Source organism: Haloprofundus salilacus (genome assembly GCF_020150815.1).
Taxonomy (GTDB): Archaea; Halobacteriota; Halobacteria; order Halobacteriales; family Haloferacaceae; genus Haloprofundus; species Haloprofundus salilacus.
Genome location: NZ_CP083723.1, coordinates 180921 through 202852 on the forward strand (window position 1 = coordinate 180921; position 21932 = coordinate 202852).

The 21932-nt window shown below is 53.4% G+C and carries 20 protein-coding genes and 1 pseudogene; 13 read left to right on the plus strand and 8 right to left on the minus strand.

The features are described from left to right. Positions 1-246: 246 nt before the first annotated feature. Positions 247-1069, plus strand: a pseudogene (locus tag LAQ58_RS00805) (NAD-dependent epimerase/dehydratase family protein); the annotation flags it as partial. A 91-nt stretch (positions 1070-1160) separates the two neighbouring features. On the opposite strand, the gene LAQ58_RS00810 reads toward LAQ58_RS00805, so the two are convergent. Further along, positions 1161-1493, minus strand: a complete 333-nt coding sequence (locus LAQ58_RS00810; RefSeq protein WP_224448727.1) for a hypothetical protein — start codon at positions 1491-1493, stop codon at positions 1161-1163. On the opposite strand from LAQ58_RS00810, the gene LAQ58_RS00815 reads away from it, so the two are divergent. After that, complete coding sequence (locus LAQ58_RS00815; protein WP_224448728.1) at positions 1494-2354, plus strand: NmrA/HSCARG family protein; 861 nt, start codon at positions 1494-1496, stop codon at positions 2352-2354. It abuts the gene before it with no gap. Between the two features lie 49 nt (positions 2355-2403). On the opposite strand, the gene LAQ58_RS00820 is transcribed toward LAQ58_RS00815, so the two are convergent. Next, positions 2404-3735 (minus strand): RNA-guided endonuclease InsQ/TnpB family protein, encoded by a 1332-nt coding sequence (locus LAQ58_RS00820; RefSeq protein ID WP_224448729.1) that lies wholly within the window; start codon positions 3733-3735, stop codon positions 2404-2406. A 53-nt stretch (positions 3736-3788) separates the two neighbouring features. Between LAQ58_RS00820 and LAQ58_RS00825 the strand changes: the two genes are divergently transcribed. Together LAQ58_RS00825 and LAQ58_RS00830 are read left to right on the plus strand one after the other, a co-directional pair. Beyond that, positions 3789-3926, plus strand: coding sequence for a hypothetical protein (locus LAQ58_RS00825; RefSeq protein WP_197407743.1), 138 nt, complete (start codon positions 3789-3791; stop codon positions 3924-3926). A gap of 226 nt (positions 3927-4152) precedes the next feature. After that, a complete protein-coding gene (locus LAQ58_RS00830; protein WP_224448730.1) occupies positions 4153-4299 on the plus strand; it encodes a hypothetical protein in 147 nt (48 codons plus the stop codon). A 34-nt stretch (positions 4300-4333) separates the two neighbouring features. Here the strand turns inward: LAQ58_RS00830 and LAQ58_RS00835 are convergent, their stop codons facing one another. Further along, a complete protein-coding gene (locus LAQ58_RS00835; RefSeq protein WP_425490680.1) occupies positions 4334-4537 on the minus strand; it encodes a hypothetical protein in 204 nt (67 codons plus the stop codon). A 200-nt stretch (positions 4538-4737) separates the two neighbouring features. Between LAQ58_RS00835 and LAQ58_RS19235 the strand changes: the two genes are divergently transcribed. The 3 genes from LAQ58_RS19235 to LAQ58_RS00840 are packed head-to-tail and all read left to right on the plus strand — an operon-like array spanning position 4738 to position 6247. Next, entirely contained in the window at positions 4738-4932 is a 195-nt protein-coding gene (locus LAQ58_RS19235) for a DUF8118 domain-containing protein (RefSeq protein ID WP_484494504.1), read from the plus strand. Next, complete coding sequence (locus tag LAQ58_RS19240) at positions 4929-5462, plus strand: DUF8112 family protein (RefSeq protein ID WP_484494505.1); 534 nt, start codon at positions 4929-4931, stop codon at positions 5460-5462. Before LAQ58_RS19235 ends, LAQ58_RS19240 begins: the two co-directional genes overlap by 4 nt. Beyond that, the gene (locus tag LAQ58_RS00840; protein ID WP_224448732.1) at positions 5459-6247 is read left to right on the plus strand and encodes a hypothetical protein; all 789 of its coding nucleotides are present in this window, start codon (positions 5459-5461) and stop codon (positions 6245-6247) included. The genes LAQ58_RS19240 and LAQ58_RS00840 overlap by 4 nt, the downstream gene beginning before the upstream one ends. A 257-nt stretch (positions 6248-6504) precedes the next feature. Here LAQ58_RS00840 and LAQ58_RS00845 read toward each other — a convergent pair whose 3' ends face one another. Beyond that, positions 6505-7656, minus strand: coding sequence for a glycosyltransferase family 4 protein (locus tag LAQ58_RS00845; protein ID WP_224448733.1), 1152 nt, complete (start codon positions 7654-7656; stop codon positions 6505-6507). Between the two features lie 492 nt (positions 7657-8148). Between LAQ58_RS00845 and LAQ58_RS00850 the strand changes: the two genes are divergently transcribed. After that, a complete protein-coding gene (locus LAQ58_RS00850) occupies positions 8149-9414 on the plus strand; it encodes a sulfatase (RefSeq protein ID WP_224448734.1) in 1266 nt (421 codons plus the stop codon). Between the two features lie 16 nt (positions 9415-9430). Further along, positions 9431-10543: a glycosyltransferase family 4 protein gene (locus LAQ58_RS00855; RefSeq protein ID WP_224448735.1), complete on the plus strand. Its 1113-nt coding sequence runs from the start codon at positions 9431-9433 to the stop codon at positions 10541-10543. A gap of 13 nt (positions 10544-10556) precedes the next feature. On the opposite strand, the gene LAQ58_RS00860 is transcribed toward LAQ58_RS00855, so the two are convergent. Then, entirely contained in the window at positions 10557-12197 is a 1641-nt protein-coding gene (locus tag LAQ58_RS00860) for an alkaline phosphatase family protein (protein WP_224448736.1), read from the minus strand. A 113-nt stretch (positions 12198-12310) separates the two neighbouring features. Between LAQ58_RS00860 and LAQ58_RS00865 the strand changes: the two genes are divergently transcribed. Next, the gene (locus tag LAQ58_RS00865; RefSeq protein WP_224448737.1) at positions 12311-13246 is read left to right on the plus strand and encodes an alkaline phosphatase family protein; all 936 of its coding nucleotides are present in this window, start codon (positions 12311-12313) and stop codon (positions 13244-13246) included. 27 nt (positions 13247-13273) lie between these two features. Here the strand turns inward: LAQ58_RS00865 and LAQ58_RS00870 are convergent, their stop codons facing one another. Further along, positions 13274-15160, minus strand: coding sequence for a hypothetical protein (locus LAQ58_RS00870; RefSeq protein WP_224448738.1), 1887 nt, complete (start codon positions 15158-15160; stop codon positions 13274-13276). Between the two features lie 48 nt (positions 15161-15208). After that, complete coding sequence (locus tag LAQ58_RS00875) at positions 15209-16309, minus strand: glycosyltransferase (RefSeq protein WP_224448739.1); 1101 nt, start codon at positions 16307-16309, stop codon at positions 15209-15211. Positions 16310-16556: 247 nt separating this feature from the next. Between LAQ58_RS00875 and LAQ58_RS00880 the strand changes: the two genes are divergently transcribed. The 3 genes from LAQ58_RS00880 to LAQ58_RS00890 are packed head-to-tail and all read left to right on the plus strand — an operon-like array spanning position 16557 to position 20094. Continuing rightward, positions 16557-17732, plus strand: a complete 1176-nt coding sequence (locus LAQ58_RS00880) for a polysaccharide pyruvyl transferase family protein (RefSeq protein WP_224448740.1) — start codon at positions 16557-16559, stop codon at positions 17730-17732. Then, complete coding sequence (locus LAQ58_RS00885) at positions 17716-18561, plus strand: UDP-N-acetylmuramate dehydrogenase (protein WP_224448741.1); 846 nt, start codon at positions 17716-17718, stop codon at positions 18559-18561. Before LAQ58_RS00880 ends, LAQ58_RS00885 begins: the two co-directional genes overlap by 17 nt. A gap of 21 nt (positions 18562-18582) precedes the next feature. Beyond that, a complete protein-coding gene (locus LAQ58_RS00890) occupies positions 18583-20094 on the plus strand; it encodes an oligosaccharide flippase family protein (RefSeq protein WP_224448742.1) in 1512 nt (503 codons plus the stop codon). 306 nt (positions 20095-20400) lie between these two features. On the opposite strand, the gene LAQ58_RS00895 is transcribed toward LAQ58_RS00890, so the two are convergent. Continuing rightward, the gene (locus LAQ58_RS00895) at positions 20401-21651 is read right to left on the minus strand and encodes a glycosyltransferase family 2 protein (protein WP_224448743.1); all 1251 of its coding nucleotides are present in this window, start codon (positions 21649-21651) and stop codon (positions 20401-20403) included. Positions 21652-21932: the final 281 nt, after the last annotated feature.

Below are 21932 nucleotides of genomic sequence, written 5' to 3' on the forward strand. Positions count from 1 at the left end.
ATAGGCTACTCGCTACAGACGATTTCACGGAGTTCATCAGCCAGGTCTCCATGTTCCTCTAAAGCTTCAATATCTTCCGCGAGTCGTTCAAATCGTTTTCTGACACGACTAACTGTCTGGTAGCGATAAGAATCGGTTACTTCTGCCTCTCCGGAGACAATCTTTCGTTCTCGGTCAGTCAAGAGTGCGCGCCGATTAGTCATACTACCTCTTTGAGTCTTCGCCATACAATATATTGTGAACTAACTCGCCGAATCGAATATAGTTCTCGCCCTTGACAATGGATATCCCGGTACGCCTAAGAACCTCGAAGATGCAGTTGAGTTTGTCGGCGCGAGCGTTCTTGACGACGATCTGCCAACCAACGTCGACGTGATCTTTCATCTCGCCGTGCTCTCATCGTGCGCGATGCACGAAGACGATCCCACGAAGGGTGCCCGTGTGAACGTCGTTGAACAGGCGCGAGACGATGGATGTGACACAATCGTGTATGCCTCAACGTCCTCGCTACGGCAATCGGACAGTGCCCTCTTCCGAAGATATGGATGTATCTGTGAATACGGGATATGAGGTGTCGAAGCTCGCCCGTGAGCGCTATGCCGAGTACTTCCCGAACCACTACAAGATGTCAATGGCGGGAATGCATTTCTTCTCTGTCTATTAAGGCTATGGAGGCGCTGAAGAACACAAAGGTGAATATGCAAATATCATCGCGCAGTTCGCAGATGACATTGTGAACGGCCGGTCGCCGAAAATCTACGGTAACGGAAACCAGACACGTGATTTCACACATATTGATGATATCGTTCATGGATTGGTTGTAGCCGCAGAATTCGATTGACGGGTGTGTAGAACCTGGGTACGTGCGAAAGCTACGACTTCAATACGGTCGTCGAGATGCTGAACGAGGAATTTGGTGGAGCCAGTGTACGTCGAAAACCCGATTTCGGAGGACGTCTACGTCCACGACACGATGGCCGATATCTCGAAGATACAATCAGATGCGGGATGGGAGCCCCAGATTGATTTTGTAGAGGGTATCGAGCGGGTTTGTCGTCAGTATCAGTAAGGAGAGGTGATCATTGCGCTTTTGATTGGCTTTCGGTGTCCTTCGGGGCGACGATGATGGCACTACTTTACTTCAGCAACTGGGACATCGTCTAGGCGGCATCAATGGTGGCTTCGCGTATTTGCTTGTATTCCTCGTCGTCGTGGCGTGTGACGTTGGCTGTATCCTCAGCTGCAATGCGCTCTTCCGGAACTAGGAGATTGTCAAGGAGACGATAGCCGGGCAGTACATGGCGTTCTACCATATCCGTAGATAATTCGTGCGCAGTGTTTCCTGAGACTAGAGCGTCTCTATAGTACACGCCTCTCGAGAGGTATTCCTTCTTTTGAGGTACTGAATCATATCGGTGCACTGACCGTCTGCTTGATGAGAGGTTTGTGTCACCAAGAGAGGAGTTTAGACTGTCGAGTCCGTCCAGTAGCATATGAGTGACTCAGTTCTCGTAATCGGTGCCACAGGGACGCAGGGAGGAGCGGTCGCCAATCATCTGCTGGAAAGTAACGTCACCGTGTACGCGCTTACGCGCTCTCCGGAAAGTGACGAAGCGCGCACTCTCGAAGAAAACGGAGCGGAAATTATCGAGGGGAATCTCAACGAGACCGATGCACTTGAGGACGTAATGGGAGCGGTCGACGGCGTCTTCTGTGTCACCAATTTCTGGGAACACGGCTACGACAGCGAAGTCCAGCAAGGTAAGAACGCTGTCGATGCCGCTGTCAACGCCGATGTCGACCACTTCGTGTTCAGTTCTGTCGGTGGGGCCGAGCGCGATACCGAGATCTCTCACTTCGACTCCAAGTGGGAAATCGAGCAGTACCTCGAGGACACTGACATAGACACAACCGTCGTTCGCCCCGTGTTCTTCATGCAGAATCTAGAGGCCAATCGTGAGGACGTCATGGACGGCACACTGGCGCTCGCGATGGAACGACGCGTTCCGTTACAAATGCTCGATGTCGACGACCTCGGAGCGTTCGTCGTCCAGGTGTTTGCTGAACCTGACCGCTATATCGGTGAGGCGTTTGAACTTGCGAGCGACGAACTCACGCTTACTGCAACGGCGATCCGAATGGCCGACGTGACTGGTGTGGATGTGACTGCACGTCACCTCACGCCTATCGACCTCGAAGAAATGATGGGGCAGGCTGGCGAAGAATATCGCGTGATGTTTGAGTGGTTTAACGAGCACGGATATGAGTCGCCAATCGACACCCTCCAAGCCGAGCATGGGCTCACCTTCTCTCGACTGACAGAGTATCTCGAACGAGCGGGTTGGGGCCAATGACATCCTCCTCGCCGCAAACGGTGAGGTTTCCTCGCGCTGGGGGTATCGCTTACCGACCCACGGAGGCAACTTGCGGGTTCGTATGTTCCTCGTTGAGAACTGAGCGTGGTGACTCTGACCAGTTATGGTCGTCCCACTTGAGGCATACAGGCCGTGCCATCGACCGTGTTACCGTCGTCTGCCGTTGACGAGACGCGGAGTGTCTCGTTCGCCAATCAGAACTCTTCGAGTTCTGATGACGTCTCAAGAACGATTCCGATGCTACGAGGTCTGCGTGACCCTCGAACCCACACGAACACGTCAGCGTGTCTTGGTGGCGAACCGTGTCCGTAGTTGACCCGCAGTTCGGACACGTCTGAGAAGTCCACGCTTCCGACCGAACCTCAACCGACATGCCGTATTCTTCAGCGGTACACGCTAGGCGGTTCACGAACGCTCGGAACGCCCAGAAGTTGTGCGTCTTGGCGTTCGCTCGAACCGACCAGTGTTTCTCCAATACGTCGGTTAAGTCGCCCACGTACACTGTCGAGACGCCTTCATCGTACAGTCGTTCGATGAGGTCGCGGCAGAGCGCGTCTTGGGCGTGGTCGCGTCGTTTGGTGCGCCGATCGTACAGGCGTCGGATGCGGTGACTACTGTATCGACCGGCTTCCAAGAGTGCTTGGAGGCGGGCGATTTCTCGCGTTGTTTTGCGGAATCTCTCGAACAGGTCGCGCCCTTCGTACAGGTATTGCTGGCCGGTCGTGGTCGTGCAGGCGACGAGGTTGTTCGCACCGATGTCCAAAGCGGCTTCTTCGGAAGCCAGTGGTTGTGCCAGTCGAGAAGTGTCGATGGTGACTGGCTGAAAGGCCCTGAACGTTTGTACGTTCTCGTCGTAGAACAACTCCAACCGACCCTGTGCCTCGTACTCCTTCCAGTTGGGGTCGCCTCGGACTTCTAGCCGGAGGCGTTCGCGGTATCCCAACCCGTACTCGTCTTTCAGGTCTTGTCCGACGAGAATTTCGAGGCGAGAATATTCATCCCATTCAACGGAGTATGACGTGTTTCGGATGTACGTGCGGAGTTCTCGACCGTCTTCTGAGTTTCCCCAGAAGCCGGGCTTGCCGTTTTCTTCGCCTTTCTTTTGGAGAGCGAAAAACGACTTCCACGATTCGCGGTTCTTGCGTTCGATTTGCTGAACGGTCGAAGCACCGAGAACATCGCCGTAGCGACCGCGATACTCACTGATGTCCCATACGTCTCCGTCTGGGTCGGCGTAGTTCTCGCGGCGCTCGTAGTTGATTTCGTTCCAGAGAGCGGCAGAAGCGTCCAACAGGCGTCGAAGCAACTCCTCGTCCTCGTCGGACTGTGGAATCACGTCGAACGTGTTGGTTCGCTTCATCGACTACTGGTTGCATCGGAACACACATAAAGATGTGGTTTATGTGTTACTATATGGTCGAAGTTCGCATTGAGTTTGACGATGAGGAACAGTATGAACGGCTGAAGGAACTGAAGAAGCACCGTGGGTTGACGTGGAAGGGATTGCTTCTCGAAGGCGAGAAGAAAGTCAGGGAGGATACCCCAGAGTAAGTGTCGAGCGTGGTCTGTGTCGCAGGGTGTCGGATTCACGCCCCCCCCTAAAGGGCGAGACTTACTCCTTGATTCTGGTAGTCACCGCAGTGGTTACAGAGTGGGTGTTGGCCGCTCGGTGAATTGGTGGATCTCTCGGTTGCCATTTCGAGTTGTACTGATAGAGGGAGGAAAATAGGCCGATGGGTGTCGTTTCCGGAATTCCGATAACGGAGTGGAGGTTCTGTTGAGACGGGGGTTAACGCACGCGAGCGCGCGAGGCGGGCGCATCAACCAGATTCAGACGACGTTCGACTCCAAGTGGGTGTCCGAAGCCCAATCGACGTACATGGAGGCGCATCGACGGACGCGGACAGAGGGAGAAGCGGAGTGAGGCGGTTAGATATTCTGGGGCTATGAACCGTGTCCTATTCGTCACAGACGATGTCTCGGAGTTCGTCGAGGAGCTCGGGGTGGTGCTCTCTTAATACCTCTATATCTTCTGTGAGTTCGTCGTGAATTCGGTTACGGACCTCAGTGATAGCTTGGTATCGTTTTCGATCTTCGACCTCTTCTTCCTTGGAAATTCTTTTCCGTTCCGTTTTGGTCATCAGGGCGCGGGTACGAGCCATTCTCCTCTGTCTTTTCTCGCTCCCTCTACAGGATACTATTGATTTAGCTCACCTAATTAGTCATCATATATACATAGTATGCAAATTTGCGAACCTTCAAGTAGGCGGCGCGAGTACGATTTTGTGAGAACACCCTGGTGTAGCTAGTAGAAATGGCCGGTGCGCCAACACCGACCAAGGGGTTCTCAGCAGAGGAACCCATGAGTACGGAAGCAACACGACACCAAAACGCTGGTGTTACTGACGAAGATGTACAGAAAACGGTCTCTGGACCGCACGTCGGCTACGACGCGTACGGTCGGCGTGACCATACCTACTACCGCTGTGAGGAGTGCGGTTACGAGGCACTGCGAGTAATCGACCTCCTGCACCGCACGGGATGTCCGGTCGCATGAGCAAAGAAGAGGTGTTGGTCGGTCCCGAACTCGAGGAGTGTCCGGTTTGTGGTGTTGTCGGACTACCTGAGCGAATTGAAGAACACGATTGTGAGGCGTTTCTCGAGGGACGACGTCGAGACGCGGAACAGAGAGACGGTCGCTCGGAGACAGAGTGGCTGTCGACTCGATGGAATCCGATACTCACAGCACCCGCAAATCAAGTTCTTACTGGACTTCCTGTAGCTCGGGCGGAGACCGTCTCGTGTGCTCGCTGTACAACGCTACTCCGAGAAGGTGCGTCGGTCATCGCGATCGTCTCGTGGTACTCACGAGAGGCACGTTGGAGACTGCTTCACCTGTGCTGTTCGCGCTGTCCACCTACCTTGGAGCACAAGTTCCAGCAAGATACTGACGAGAGGGGGCTTCCGGACCTCCTCGCGCTCGCCCGGCTCGGAACGCTGTCGATTTCGAGCCAACAGTGGCATCGACTTTGTCTGTCGGAGATTGAGCGAGTTGTACGGTGTGGGCCGTCGGGAGGCGCGAGATGAGTACCGACGGAGCTGACGAAACGGAAAGACGGCCACTCGTCGAACTCGAAGCGAAACTCTCGGAGGTAGAGACAGAAATCGCATCCGAGCGAGAGCGACGACGGACGCTCGAAACGAAGCTCGAAGCGGTCGAACGAGATGCTGCGGTCGGGCGACGCCTTGCGTCGACGCTTCGGTCGTACGTCGTCGGCGAGTTTGACGCCGAGTACAGCGTCAATGAGTTCGACGAGATACTTAATGAGCGGGGCTCCGTTCTCGCACGGCTTGATCTACTTGAGGACGAAACCGAGGCTGTCGCGCAGCACCGAGCGTGGATTCTCGACGAACGCCGACTTCGGGGTCGCGAAGACGGTCGCCTCGCACGGCGGCTCAGCGCCATCGAAGACGAAGTCGGAATCAGCCCGCCCGAGGCGGTCACCATCGGTGAAGGCGGAGGAGACACGAGCGAACTCTCGCGCTTGGAGCGATTTCTGCGATACGGTCCAAGTGCGGTCGTTGACCAGCCGTATCCTGTCCACTATCGCGCCCACGAAATCGGGCTACACCTTGGCGAGTGGGGCATACGAATCAGTGATGCAAACGGACGCCGAATTCGGCTCTGCTCGAAGCGTGATGATTTGAAGCAGAAACTCGCTGCGGAGCGTGACGAGACGCTACAGTGGACACAGGTGTATCGAGCGATGCAGAAGTTAGTCGACATCGCGGACGGACTGATTCGACTGCGCGAAGGTTCGAGCAACGAAGGAAAGTACGTCCTTGAGATACGGTTTGACGAAGAGAGGTGAACAGCAAATGAAGAACGGCACAGTAATCCAGTCGAGACAAGGAGGGCCTTCTAACAGCTGTTGTAAGTACAGCTACGTACACCACGGAGGTGATCAGGGCCGATAACTACCTCCAAGACGAAGCTGAGGAAGGTACTCACGTTCTGGACCAGTTGATTGTTGGTCCGGTAGCTGTTGGTCTAGTAACTCGAACGGCAGTCGACGGCAGTCAAAAAAACAGACATTGGTGAACCGAGAATTACAACAGCTGTAACTCCTCACCATCGACCGGTGACCGCTCGCTCATAGGTAGCTTCCGCTTGGTTGGCGACGTTATCCCAATCAAACTGCTCTGCTCGAGACCGCGGATTCTGTGCTGGCCGATCGCCCTGCAGTGCGCGGTCGAGTGCGTCTGCAACGGCGTCCGTCGAGGGATCGACGAGATAGCCGGCATCCTCAATGACTTCGCTTGCTGCAGACTCGGGGTGATCTGCCGCAATTACTGTGCAATCTGCGGCCATCGCCTCAGCGAAGGTGATACCAAATCCTTCTCGAGTTGACGGCGAGGCAAATACACGCGCGGCTCGCATGTGGCCTAGCACGTCATCGTATTCCTCGAGGAAGCCAAGGAAGGAAATCTGGTCCACGCAGTCGAGATTCGAAGCTTGTTCGCGAAGACGGTCACTCTCCGGGCCGTCACCGATAATGCCGAGAGTGGCGTCGTGGCGATCAGCAATCGAGTCGAATGCGTCTAGGAGTAGTGAGACGTTCTTATCCGAGATGAGTCGCCCGGCGAAGAGGATGTCGTAACTGTCCTGACCGTTGTCTGTCGGTAGTGGTGCGTCATCGATTCGAGAGACGTCGATACCGTTCGGGACAACTTCGATAGCGTCTCGCGACGGTCCAATCTCGGCGAGGCGGTCAGCAGTAATCCCAGAGACGGCGACGGGAAATTGCGGTGTACGCGCTGTGAGATACTCGATAGTTTGTCCAAATGGGGCTAATCGGCCAAGATAATCGTTCCAGTATGAGCGCCAGACTTCATGCCATGTGGTTACGACGGGAGTTCCAGTACCTAATCCAGCGAGCTTTGAGGAAAGAACGGGGAAAAAAGGGAACACGGAGGCGACAACCAGATCGTGATTCTGTGCTTTCAATTCTTTGTGCAGTGGAACCGCAAGTCGACCACTGAAGTCGATGGCTTCTGTGATAGAGCGCCGGTCGTCAGTATAGAGTTCGGCCGCAGGTGCGACCGCCCGGAGGGTGACCCCCTCGTGTGTTGTCTCCTCAGGACCGTTCCAGAAGTGACGCCCATAGATGGTGACGTCGTGGCCCTTCGCAGCGAGTCGGGTGGCGATTTCGTGGATGCGCTTCTCTGCACCACCAGTTACGTAAGGGTAGACGACGTTCGAGACGAAACAGACTCGCATTACATGCCGAACGTATTAGCCACAACAACACTCTTTCGGTCTTGAAAAAGACCGTTGTTCACTTTTCAATGGTGGGGGACTTGTGGTCATACTGAGATAGTACGTTTCGAGGGCTAAACTGTCCTATGAAGTGCCGAGCAGCACCGTTTCTAAGACGTATTGCAAGACCAGAGCCGTTTGTGACTCCTCGTTGTTTCACCGTATAGTTCGCGTATCCCAGCGTTTCGAGTTGGGATTGGAGCGTTGCAACGGAGTTTTCAGGAAAGCCGTGCAAAGCAATGCAAATCCGCGGCGCACCGAAGAACTGGAGACAGCAGACAGAACGTGACGAACCGCCTCAACCGCCTCGTCGAGCACGGCTACGTCTGTAAGGTTCACACCGATCTATACGAACTCGTCGAAGACCCGGAATCAGAAATACAACAGCAGTTTCCCACAGGTTGATACCTCGTTCCGCAAGAATGAAATACCGCGCAAATAGGATACACTCAGATGACGACGGACCGTCTAGAAAACATTATCCTGCTTTCGGCCGACGCTCTCCGTGCTGACCATCTCTCTTGCCACGGATATCATCGAGAGACATCACCTATATTAGACGAACTCGCGTCGGAGTCGCTGCACTTCACGAACGCCTATAGCGTGAGTTCGCACACGCGTGAGGCGGTACCGGCACTCCTGACGGGTAAATACCCCGACGTCGCAATCGGCTCCGATTATCGCCTCGCGACGGACACAGTCGCCTCAACGCTCTCTAAGGAGGGGTTCGCAACCGGTGGCTTTCACTCGAACCCCTTTGTCTCGCGGGCATATGGATTTGATAGTGGGTTTGACAAATTCGACGATGACCTCCACCTCGGTCAGCACAAACTAATTGCATTGGCGCAGCGGGCGTTTGACAAACTCCGGAACAGACACTACGCCCGTGCCGGGGAGATCAACGACCGGTCGCTGGAGTGGGTGGATTCGTTGGACTCAGAGCAGCCGTTCTTCCTCTGGAACCACTACATGGATACCCACGGCCCGTACGAACCGCCGGGGGAGTACGCGACGCTGTACCGAGACGAGAGCATTTCCGACCGTGAGGCGGCCTCGCTGTACCAGCGGGCGATCAAAGATCCAAAGTCGATCACGGACGAAGAGCGCCAGTTGTTGGTGGATCTGTACGACGCAGAGATTCGCTATAACGACGAGAGAATCGGGGAGTTTTTGGAGGAACTTCGCGATCGAGGGTTGTTCGAGCGCTCGTTACTGGTGTTCACTGCGGACCACGGAGACGCGTTCGGCGAGCACGGATACTACGAGCATCCGCGGTATCTGCACAACGAGATTACGCACGTTCCGCTGGTGGTTCGTGCACCCGGTGTGGAGAGTGATATCGTCGAGACACCAGTGAGCACACTGGACGTCGTGACGACGATTAAGTCGGAACTGGGGCGTGAGAGCGGTTCAGATGGCACGTCGTTGCTCGGTGAAGTCTCGGGCGATCGGACGGTGTTCCTCCAGGCTCGCGGGGAGAAGGAACATAGCCACGTTCGTCGGTACGCGGCACGAACGCTCGACGGATCGTGTTTCTGTGAGCGTGATCGGGAGACTGAGGCGGTTACATTCGGCGAGTGTTCGAGTCGATCGCTTCGAGAGAAACTGGAAGTGCACGTCGAAGGACGGGTTCGGTTCGAGAACGGCGAGATGGTGTCGGAGTCGGATGAGGTGGACGAGGAGATCGAACGGCGGTTGAGCGCGCTGGGGTACAAGTAGGTCTATGAGAATCGCGATGATCCAAGACGACTGGTGGCCGCGAACAGGCGGTGGACCAGTTCACGTCAAAGAACTCTCCATAGCTCTTGCCGAAACCTTCGGACACGAGATAGACATCTTCACCCGCGCGCTACGTCAGGGCGGGAAACGATACGACTCGACTGAACGATTCGCAGGAGGCAAAGTATTACTCCATCGACTCGGACCGTGTACGGAATACTGGAACCCTCTCGGTCGTATTACCTCGCTCGCAACGCCGATTCCACACCTCTACAGCGGAGCGTACGACATAATCCACGGCCACACGTTTCTCCCTGCGATGCCAACACGTCTAGGGCGAGAGGTAACCGATGCCTCGACCGTCTTTACCGTTCACGGGACGGCCATCACGTCCGGAGTCGGTCGAGATACGTCTGCGCTCTCGAATATCAAGCTCCGTATCGAGCGGAAGTTCGTCCTCGACTTTGAGTACGATCACGTCATTTCCGTCAACAACGAACACGTGGGACTCCTCTCGAAACACCACTCCAACGTCACGTGTATTCCGAATGGAGTCGACATAGACCGATTCTCACAAGACCGAGATCGGGGTAATGACATCCTCTTTCTCGGACGTCTCGCACCAAAGAAGCGCGTCTCGGACCTTATTCGAGCGTTTGCTCTCATCGAGGACGAGTTTCCTACGTCGGACCTCGTAATCGTCGGAACTGGTCCAGAGAAAGATTCTCTCGTCAGCCTCGCGACAGAATTGGACGTTGATGATCGCGTACGGTTCGAAGGACGCGTTTCTGACGAAGCCGTCACAGAACACTACGCCACAGCAGGTCTCTTCGTATTGCCGTCAGTCTGGGAAGGTCATCCGTTGACATTACTCGAAGCGTGGGCCGCCGGAACGCCGGTAATCGCATCGTCGGTCGAAGGTATCGAGGAATTTGTCGACCACGAGGAGACGGGGCTTCTGGTGCCCTCGAAGGACCCTGAACGGCTGGCTGACGCCCTCCGGTACGCGTTAGAAAACCCGGCCGAAGCGCTGGAGTGGGGGAGGAACGCTAGGGAATTAGCCGAACGGGAGTACTCTTGGAAAGGAGTGGCAGAGCGCACGCACGACCTGTATCAGAAGATCGCCTGATCGTCGGTCAGTATTACTCCATGTATCCAAGATCGGCGAGGCGGTCTTCGACGGAATCAGTCGGCCCGTCGTCTGCCCCACTCATTTCCCGGTATTCTCCTGCAAGTTCGTCCCAATCAACTACTTTATCCGGTTCCTCGAACGGACCGAGGACTTGCCCATCGGTTTTCGCGTCGAGCGGAAGCCCCAGCGCGGCGGCTACGGTGGGAGCAATATCGTATATCGAAGCACCGTCTTCCGGATCGACATCAAGCTCACGATTCGAGAGCAGTATCCCTTCTGGCTTGTGGTTTTTGTGCGGATTACGCCGGAACGTGTCGACGATAGAGCCGCTCACGTCATACTGGTAGTCGCGAGGAACGAGGAGGATGTCCGGTGCATCTTCGAGGTACTTTCCCTGGTATACCTCTTCTCTCGGGAGTACATCGTCGAACACGAGCTTTCCGTCGGGGTCACGAATCTTCGAGAGCTCGTCAATCAGCTTCTGGCGGATGTCGTCGTACTCGTCAGTCGTGACTTTGCCATTTGGTTCTCGTCCCTCAACGTTCAGGTGGACGCCAAGGCTATTGAACAGGAGTTGATAGGCGGTCGAGTTCTCGTGATCGACAATCTGGTTCTGTGCTGCGACGAGTACATCTTCTGGAAGCAGACGTTCGACGGCTTTGTCGAGTCCGACAGCTCCGAGTCCACGGTGAATCCGTTGAGGGGAGAGGCCAATATGGGTTAGCGCCGATGTAGTGGCTTCGACGAATAATTTGACTCCGTTAGGGTTCTTGTTATCCGTTTCACCTTTGAGGTCGGCCTTCGCTTGCCGGAAGTACTGTCCCTCTCCGGTGGTCGTCTTACAGTACCCGTTTTCGGCGAGCCAGGAGTTTACATAGAAAGTCCACTCGTAGTCGCCCATCCCGTGATCGGAAGCGACGAATACGTCTGGGTCGTCGTCGCCAAGGTCGATGATGTCGCCGACGAACTGGTCAACTTTTTCAAGGACCTGTCGGATTTGGTCTCGGTCGTCGAGATCGTGGAAGATGGAATCGGTAACCTGGAACTGGACTGCGAGGAGGTCCCAGTCGTATCGTTCGTCGAGGAAGCGAGACATATCTCGGCGATGTCGGGCGACGTCGACGTAGCCCTCAACGGCGTTGTCGTCCTTTCCGTACTCCGGATAGATGACGTACTCCCCATACTCCGCCTCGTACTCCTCCCGGAGGTGATCTGGGTAGAACGTGACGTCTTCGCTCGCGAGGTAGCCCGGAACGATCGCACCGTTTTCGAGTTTCGGGGCCAGGTGGGTAACAGGGTAGTTGACGACGACCGGCGTTAGTCCTTCCGCGTCGGCTGCTTCGAACAGGTACGGAACGTCAACATCGGGGCGTTCAACGAGTCGCTTGTCGTAGCCCTCACGGGTGAAGAAGTCGAAGACACCGTGTGCGCCCGGGTTGCGTCCACTGAGGAACGACGGCCAAGCACAGGGAGTCCAAGGCGGATGGGTGCTCGTGAGGTCTGTCGCCGTTCCGTCCTCACGAATGCCCCGTAGATTCGACAGCGTGCCGTTCTCGACCCACGGTTCGATTTCGGCCCAGCCTAGACCGTCGAGGCCGATTAAACATATCTCCCTTCCACCATTTATTAAGTTATGATTGTGTTCTTCCATTATCTTTTGGTGTTATATCGAACTAATGATGTTCGCTCTTCAGACCATCAATAGATGGTTGAATTGAATATAAAAACATAAATGTACCTGATGAATCGGGTAATTGACTCACTATGGACTTGGTCACGAAGGTTTACAAAGGGTTGAGAAAGCCGAGGGAGATCGTCATGGAAGTAAATTCCTGCATCAATTGGTGGCAATGTTCTACCGATTATTACCCAAAAGGGGTGAACGTGATGGAGCAGGATTGGGATTATCTCGTCGTCTTGGATGCTCTTCGATACGATATAATGGAAGAAGAGTATGACTTGCCTGGAGAATTGACTCCTGTACAATCACGGGGAGCAGGCACAAGAGAATGGCTTCGAGGGAACTTTAGGGATCAACGCTTCGATGACACTGTTTACGTAAATGCGAACCCACAACTAGCACGGATCGCTGACGAACTCAACGTTTCTTTCTATGCCGTTGAAAGTCTTTGGGAGTCGGAATGGGACGAGGAACTACAAACGGTGAAACCAGACATTGTCAGGGAAAAAGCGATCGACATTGCAGAAACGTATCCGAATAAACGATTGCTAATTCACTTTATCCAACCTCACCCCCCTTTTATCGGCCCCACTGGGCAGAAACATGATTTTGGTGGTGTGATTGCTCCGGATGACGAACCGTACCGGGAAAGGTTCCTTCGGCCAGTTATCAATTCAATCTTACTTAATCAGGATATGCAACTCTGGGAGCAAGCTTACAGGGAGAGTTTAAGACTAGCTCTCATAGAAGTGGAGGAATTATTCAATGAACTGGACGGCAAATTCGTCGTCACGTCGGATCATGGGGAGTTACTGAAAGAACGTGTTCGTCCGATACCAATAAAATACGTGGGACATCGTATCGGCTGTCATCACGAAAACCTACTGACTGTCCCGTGGATCGAATACACTTCTGGTGAACGACGAGACATACTTAAAGAGGGTGGAGAAACGTACCACTCGGAGTCAACCGACGATGAAGTGAGATCTCGCCTCCAGCAATTAGGGTACATTGACTGATTTTACTGATCGAAGGGTAGTGGCGAATTACGTGTATATTTTCACTTCACCTGTAGTGTAGATTTTATTTGTGTCCGGAGGTTCGATTCCATACGCTAATCGGAAGTAGGAACTATGGATCTCCGTTGTTCCCTCCCGCCCCATCTCCGTGAAAATATCAATACTCTCCGGATCAGATCTATCCAAACTGGCTTCTAGGGTGCGATGTTCTGTCGAACCCTGCATTCCCCGCAGGTGGCTCTCGTAACCTGCGAAATATGAACTGCTGTGGACTTCGTCTGCATATTCCATGGAAAATTCTACCGTCGCGGCCTCCTCTGCGGTCATCCAGGCACGGAAATTGTCTTCGTCTAACTCGGCTTTTGCCACTGGTGGGGTCAAAATCCCAGCAGTTACTACGCATAGTATTACGATGATCGCCATACCTTTGCCAACGATCCATCGATCAGTATTGGAATACAGAATTACCCAACCGACTACTGGTGCCGTCAGAACGGTTATCGACGGAAGTGAACGGCTTGCAGGGCCACCCATGACGAACGCGATGGCGAAAGCTGCGTACGTCATCGACGCAATCGATACGTACTGCACCGATTCGTGAATGATCTCTTTAACGATGAATTTGTCGAGCAGTTGGTATCCTGCCAGTATCAGGATGCCAGCAACCGTCAATACCGGTGCCGCCCACATCAAGACGTCCGGGAGTCCATGTCCGAAGAGTTCGACTGTTGGAATTCCGGTCACACCCGTATCCTCTATTGTTGACTGACCCGCTGGATCAGATTGCCCGAGCAACGGTTCAAGTAGCCAGAGTATCCGCATCGTTTGGAAAATAAGGTAGTCCGCCACAACGTAGTAATAAATGCCGACAACCCCCACGAGTGCAGGAACCACGAGAGGAAATGAATATTTCCCTTTTGAATTACCTACTCGTCGCACTACCGGTACGTAGTCGAATATCCATCCACTCCCGATAACGACTGCGCAAATGCCGAGAAGTACTAAAGGTGCGATATTCTGAATAGTTGTGGCGATGACAACCAATATCACGAGCACGACGCGTTCACGAGCGATCCGATCTCGGCGGAACAGGAGGTACAAGATAAACGGAATGAGGGCAGTGAACAGCGCTTGCGCGAACGGTTCGGCGCCTGCTTTCACATGATATCCAGCAACTGAGACGAACAGTGTCGCGACAAGGGCTGACCGTTCGTCCGTGAGTACAGACCGCGCTAGGAGGTAGACCCCAAGCAGACTCACAGCGACGATAATCCCGAGAGAAAAGTAGCCGACTTTGAGCTCTACGCCGGTGATGTTAGTGTAGGTGGCGGCGAAGATGTGTGCAGCGGGAAAATTTGCGTAATAGGTAATTGACTCCGGAACGATGCTTCCTGTCGTGACGATGTGTCCGACAGCCGTTTGATGAAACCGATCCTGTCCGTAGACCGGGTAACTAAACCAGGGTGTCGCCCTCGTCACGAATGCAAGGAGAATGATCTGTGCGAGGTGTATTGGCGTATAGATTGGCGGTGAGACGATTCGGAACGCTATAAGTACCGCTGTTCCGATGAGAACCGGGTAGTACCAATCATTTACACCGCTACTGGCGACACGCCCGAGAATAATTGTGAAAGCCAGTAAAAGGAAAATACCCGCGTCCAGCAGTTTCGGGTTCTGGAGGTGCGGATCGCGGTCGGGAGCAATACGCGTGATTGCACGCGAGAGGAGAAATAACACCGTTACGATGGAGATTGTGAGAAGGGGCAGGCTGAAGATCTCTGCGTCGACCAGTCTGCTTCCGGCAAACGCGGTGATGGCGAGGAGGCAAAGGAGAGAGACCCAGACGAAACGCCATCGATGGGAAGCCATGTCAAGCCCCTCTTGACCGAGAATTATAGTCGGTTCGGTTTTCATATGTCGTCCGTCATCAGCTTTCCGAACCAGCGGATTCGCAGTTCGCTGTTATAACGCACACTTATCCATAATGTGCGCATGAATCGTGGATGTAACAGCTCCCCATGAGTGATTTTCCATGATTAACACCCGTCCATCCGTATTGTCAGCAGCCTCCGCCGCGATACGTTCGACGTGGCTGGCGACCTCGTCGTCGGACGTCGACGAAGGAAGCCGAACCACACCTGGATACTCGTCGAGAGATTCAAGTCCCTCGTCGTTGAGGACGATTACGGGCTTCCCACAGGAGAGGTACTCGTAAACTTTTATCGGTGACGCGTATCGAGAGCTACAGAACGGTCCGAAGCAGACGTCCGCGTCGTTAATGTACTCTGGAACAGTAGCATGGTCGACTCTCCCGACGACGGACACCTCATCGTCCATTCCGCGTTGCCTGAGGAGTGTCAGAACTTCCTGCTGTCTATCGGTGCTGCCCCCCACGAGGGTGAACTTCACGTCGGCGTTGATCCGATTTACAACGTCTATCATCCGCTCTATTCCCTGCCACTCTTGGAGTCCACCTACGTAACAGATTCGTAGTGTGTTATCTTCTGTTTGTTCAGAGCCTGTCGGTTCAAACAGATTGGTATCGACTCCATTTTCGACGACGTGGATGGGTGTGTTTAGACGTTCTATGTCTAGCGTCTTTTTGATACTGTCCGAGACGGCGATCAACAACTCTGCGCGCGCTCTGCTGTGCGTCCGGATGGCCGCGTACAGCCGTCTCACGAGGTTCTGGTCCGCTTCCGTCTGGGGAAGTCCATTCACCTCGATGATTGTGTTAACCTGGGGGAGAACGCTCACGATGAGTTTTGATAGATAGGGCGAGTCCCTGGTGTACACGACCACCGGTTCATCGCTCCGCAGCCAAATTGTGAATAGTAAGAACAGCCCATAGATATCTCGGGCGATCTTGGCGGGGAGGGACGTTCCAAATCCGAGACTCTGTACTGCTCGGTCGTCGTTGTTGAATCCTCTTCCAACAATGAATTGGGATTCTGCATAGTCTTCACCAGGAAAGTTCTCAATGAACTTCTTCGTGTGGATGCGTCGCCCAAATTGATCCGGATCAGTGAAATCAATACCGGGAAAGTATCCTACAAATATCATTTCGGGCTTTGGAATGGTTGTCTTCGGTTGGTTCCAGTTTTTATATATTCCTTAAATGGGGTTATATTCATTACAGTTAGTAGGATTATATTAAACAATGAAAAAATCCACTCATCATGAGTCATTCGAACTATCTGGTTGCGTGTATATTTCATACCGACTCACGTGTCTTGTGAGATTTATATGTGCTGTTCTTTCTGCAGCGTGTGCCGCGAGATTTATATATACTGCTCTTTCTGTACAGACTATGACTAAAGTCGGAATTATCACATTCCATAATAATGAGAACCGGGGGGCGATTCTACAGGGCTATTCTCTCTGTCGCGCTCTCAAACAGACGCTTTCAGCAAATGTAGACATTATTGAGTATCGAACTGCTTCTAAAGAACGACTGCGGCGAAATAAGCTCATACTGAATAAACGCCCTTGGACGATTTCGACACGTCTCAAAGATCGTCACATTGTCGAAAATTTCATAAATTCAAAATTACCTACGAGCACCAAGTCTCTTGTTACTGATGATCATAAACAAGCTGTAGCATGGATTGAGGAGCAAAATTACGATGTGTTAGTGACAGGGAGTGACGAGGTCTGGAAAGTCATTTCCGAGGGAAGTGGTGGAGCTTTCTCCCGCTTTTTCCCGAACCGTCCTTTCCCCAACCTCTACCTTCTTGACCCGGAAATCTCGGCAACAAAGGTAGCATACGCCGCCTCTGCGAATAAAACTGATCTCGATCGCCTTGAGTCAGAAACCAAAAATACGCTTCAAGCTCACATTTCAGCATATGATTTCGTTAGTGTCCGAGACCGTCATACGGAGAGGTTAGTTAATAGTCTAGGAATTGAGGATGTGCATCGGGTGCCCGATCCGACTCTCCTCATCGACCTTCCGAAAGGCGATGCGGCAACAATCCTCACCGAAAATGGAATTGATCTCGACAAACCAATTCTCGGAATTCACAGCCATGAGATGTCTCCCTTCGATTCTATCTGTGAGCACTATAGAGAGCGAGGGTACCAAATCGTCGCACCCGCCACGTCGCCGTACGCGGATTTAGAACTCGTCGGAAAGGTTGATCCTTTCGAATATTTCGCGATGTACGAACACTTCGATATGGTCGTTACAACTAGCCTCCACTCTACGATTTTTAGTCTAAAGAACCGAACTCCATTCGTCACAATTGACGTGGATAGCATCTATGCTGAGCTTGAGAGTAAGACTTACTCTCTGCTTGAAGACTTCTCGTTTTCGGAACGCCACATCAACGCCGTCAACGGGAACTACACCGGACTAATTGACCGAGTCGAAAAACTCGAACGGTCGCTTGACGAGGACCACATCGAAAACTGTATAGAAGAACAACAGGAACGGGGAATTGAATTCCTTGAACAGATTCAGGTCACCCATGGAGTGCATAACTAAACCGCTGGCCGAGCACACGTCGCTCAAGATCGGCGGACCGGCCGAAATCGCGATCCCGGAGAGTAAATCTGAGTTAGTTGACCTCCTCACGGAGTGTTACGAGGAGAGTCGCCCGTACCGTATCTTGGGAAACGGGTCGAACCTGCTCGTCGCCGACAAAGGCGTCGACGAACTGGTAATCAAGATTACGGACGCAAGTACCAACCTGTCGTTCAACGGCAGCCATGCAGATGTCGGTGCCTCCGTGATGGTTCCACAATTTATCAACGCATGTATCCAGAAGAATCTGGGCGGTTACGAGTATCTATACTCAGTCCCCGGAACGATTGGTGGTGCGATTTATATGAACGCTGGGAGAGGTCCGGCTCACGAGATGACCATCGCCGACTATCTCGTCTCTGTTGAGGTGTTCGCCGAAGGTAGTGTCCGAGAGATTTCTGCCGACAAAATGAGCTTCGAACACAGGTACTCATCGTTTCACGATAACAGCGAGTGGGTCATTCTCTCCGCGACGTTCGATCTTCCAACCCAGCCATCTAACGAAGGTCGCGAGAAGGCCAGAGAACGGATGCAGAAGGTCCGGCGTCGCGAACGATCTAAGCCAAACGCCGGATCCGTATTCAAATCCGGCGCACGGTTTCCCGTTCACAAGATTCCACCGAATGGCCTGTCGGTCGGCGACGCCCGGTTCGTCGAACAAAACCGAATTTGTAACGACGGGAACGCGACGTGTCGTGACGTTGAGCGCTTGATCACTCGCGCGAAGTGGTTCCATCGACTCGTTCCACCGTTTGAGGACCCACAGATCGAATGGGAAATTTGGAAGTGACGACGGCACCGAATTCGAGTAATGAGTAGCCGAACCGTCTCTGGAATTATCTCTGTTCTGGGTGGCAAATTCGGCGCGACGTTTCTCACAGCGGCGATTACGCCGCTGTTGGTCCGCGTCCTCGGAGGCGAACTATACGGACAATATGCGTTCTTGCTTTCGGCGTTCGCAGTGATTACCGTCATTACACGTTCCGGTATCTCGGCTGGAATTCGCAAGTACATCGCCGAAGACCGCCCTGGCCAAGACTGGGATACGCACGTGTTCGCTTTCTATACCCGTTTGGCAGTTGGCATCGCGGTACTTGTTGGTGTTTGTTTACTGCTGTTCGGCGTGTACAAGCCGCTCAACAGCCTATTGAGTCCCGCATTCGAGGTCTACTTCGCCTTGCTTGCCGCTATGGTGGTGACGGATCAGTTGTTCTACGTCACTCGGTATACGCTGATGGGGTTGCATTATGAGCGATATTCAGAGCCTCTCTCGGTCCTACAAACTCTTCTGTATGGAGTTCTCGGCCTCTCGCTAGCTTACATCGGCTTCGATGTCGTGGGTGTCCTCGCTGGAACGGCGATCTCCTCATTTGTTTGCGCTGTCGTCGCGACGTGGCTGTTGCGAACTCGCATTGACTTGATGGCGGTATTCAGGCCGCTTCCTCGCAATTTCCCACGGCGTAATCTTTTGAGCTTCAACGCGTTCAACACGGTGTTCATCCTGTTGACAATATCGCTCTATAACACCGATATATTGCTCCTTCAGCCACTAGTGGGCAGTCAGCAGACGGGGTTCTATAAAGCCGCGCTCGTCGTCGCCGAATTTTTGTGGCTTGTCCCCCAGGCGATTCAGATCGTCTTCATCCATTCCTCCTCGAAACTGTGGTCTCAGCAGAGCTATGACGAAATATCCGCGATGGCGAGTCGAGCGACCCGGTACACGCTCGTCTTTACGACGCTATTGCTGATCGGACTTGCAGCACTCGCAGAGGAGTTCATGCAATTGTACTTCGGCACAGAGTTTGACGCGGCCGTCACGCCGCTGCTGTTGTTACTCCCTGGTGTCCTCGGATTCGCGCTCGCTCGCCCAATCTTCGCGATCGGGCAGGGCAAGGGCGACCTCCGGGTGCTCATCTTTGCAACTGGAACCGCCGCCATTATTAACCTCGTCTTGAACCTCTCGCTCATCCCACGCTACGGAATGGCTGGTGCGGCGATTGCGACGAGTGTCGGTTATGGCTCAATGATCATATTCCACGGGGCCGTCGCTCGCCGAATCGGATACAATCCCTTCGGCGACCTTCGGCTGCTTTCGTTCACAGTAACGGCTGGTCTGTCCGCCGTCGCAATCGTAGGTCTCGCGACCATGATTGAATCGACGTTTGTGTCGCTCGTGGTCGTTCCACCGGTCGGATTCGTAATCTACGCAACCCTCGCGTTACGAACCCGTGTTATCGATGCCGACGAGGCTATCTCACTTCTCGAGCAGGCGCCCGCGCCGCTTTCGGGTTGGTCGATTACGGCCGTTCGCCACCTCACATAATCGACGCTCGCCGTGTTTGGCGCACTAGCTGGGCCCAGGGGACACCAACGTCTGAAAAGCTGGTTGGAAGGCTTCGTTACCTTGATTCCACTGTTAAAGCTCTTCTATAAGGTTTGAGAACCGATATGTTGTTTCGGTGTCATCCAGTAAGATGTTCCCTGCCGGGGAGATTGTATTCGCAACAATTCCATTTAGAGACCTAAGTGTAGAACAACAAAACAGGGGGAGAGAAGAAAAGCACCATAGTATCCACCTTGTGGAAGTCGTCGACAAAGGAATTAATAGGCAACTAGGTTTTCCAACCACTCATTCTGCCACCGAACTGAGGAAGAACGATCCAAAGATCACCTGAATCCCGAGGATAATCGCGGTGAATGCCACGATATTGGCTTCTGCAACAGGCACTGTGGCAAAGCCGCTTCCAAACCATCGCCCAATAACGAGCGCTGCATATGCTGCACCGACTCCAAAGACGCCAAGCCCAATCGTAGCTCCACGCTCGAGACTGACCCGCTGCGTCAACCACGTTGTGAACGGATCATTCGCCTTCTGAATTGGATCGCTTGCAACTGTCGCAAACGCTCCGAGACTCGCTACCTGGTAACCAACCAACGTCAGCAAACTTCCGGCAATCATCGAATTGAGACCCAACGAGAACGGACCAACCGGGACGCTCGTGTATGCAAGCCCCATCACGAGCATCCCAACCACTCCAAGAACCATCCCTGGAATCGAGAACAGATGGCCCGGGGCATTCACGAGCATAAACTTCACGTGCCGCCAGCCATCCGAGAAACTCTCGAGGGTTGCCTCACCCTCACGAGGATGGTACGTAATCGGGATTTCTTCGATAGTCAGGTCCTTCGCACCAGCTTCCATGATCATCTCGGAGGCAAACTCCATGCCAGTGGATTTGAGATCCATCGTCTCAAGCGCTTCTCGAGAGAAGACGCGCATTCCACTGTGGGCGTCGCTGACGCCAGCACGATAGAAGACATTGAGGAATTTCGTCAGCAACGGATTGCCAATATGCTGGTGAAGCTTCGGCATCGACCCAGGGAGAATCTCTCCCTCAAGACGGCTTCCCATGGCCATATCAGCGTCACCGTTCGCCACGAGTTCGTACAACTTCGGCAACTCCTCGAAGTCGTACGTACAATCTGCATCCCCAATAGCAATGTAGTCGCCACGGGCACGCTCGAAGGCGTACATGTACGCATAGCCGTATCCCGGCTTATCTGGGACGACGACACGTGCGCCGAGTGATTCTGCAATCTCGGGCGTTCGATCAGTCGAACTATCACTGACGACGATCTCGCCAGTCATCTCCATCTCGACGAGCGCGTTTTTGATTCGACGAATGCACTCTGCAATGCCTTGCTCTTCGTTGAGCGTCGGCATAACAATAGTTAGCTCTGGAGGCTGGGCGCTATCTTCGTCGACGAGATATTTGTCGCCTGGGTGGTCTCCTTCGTATGCGGTGCGTCCGTTGGAGGCGTACTGTGCGGCTCCGTTTGAATTTTCGAGTAAGTTGCTGTTTGGTGTGTCGGTTGACATTGTACCGTGATTTTTCCCTCTGCGGCGGTGAGACAGCGTATCACACACCGACTTGCGTAAGCGAAACCGAAATTAACTCTCACTTCAGTTATCTGCTTTCAAGAGGTTCTCGTTACCACGCCTACATAATACTTGCTATCGAAATGATATTCTGAGAAGTCTGTAGTGTCTAGCATTAGAAATTCGCCTAAGAGTACCGAAATGAACACACTCTAGTTTATATACATGTGCGACAAGGAGTGGTCAAAACCACACCTTCACCAAGGGTATATCAGAGACTT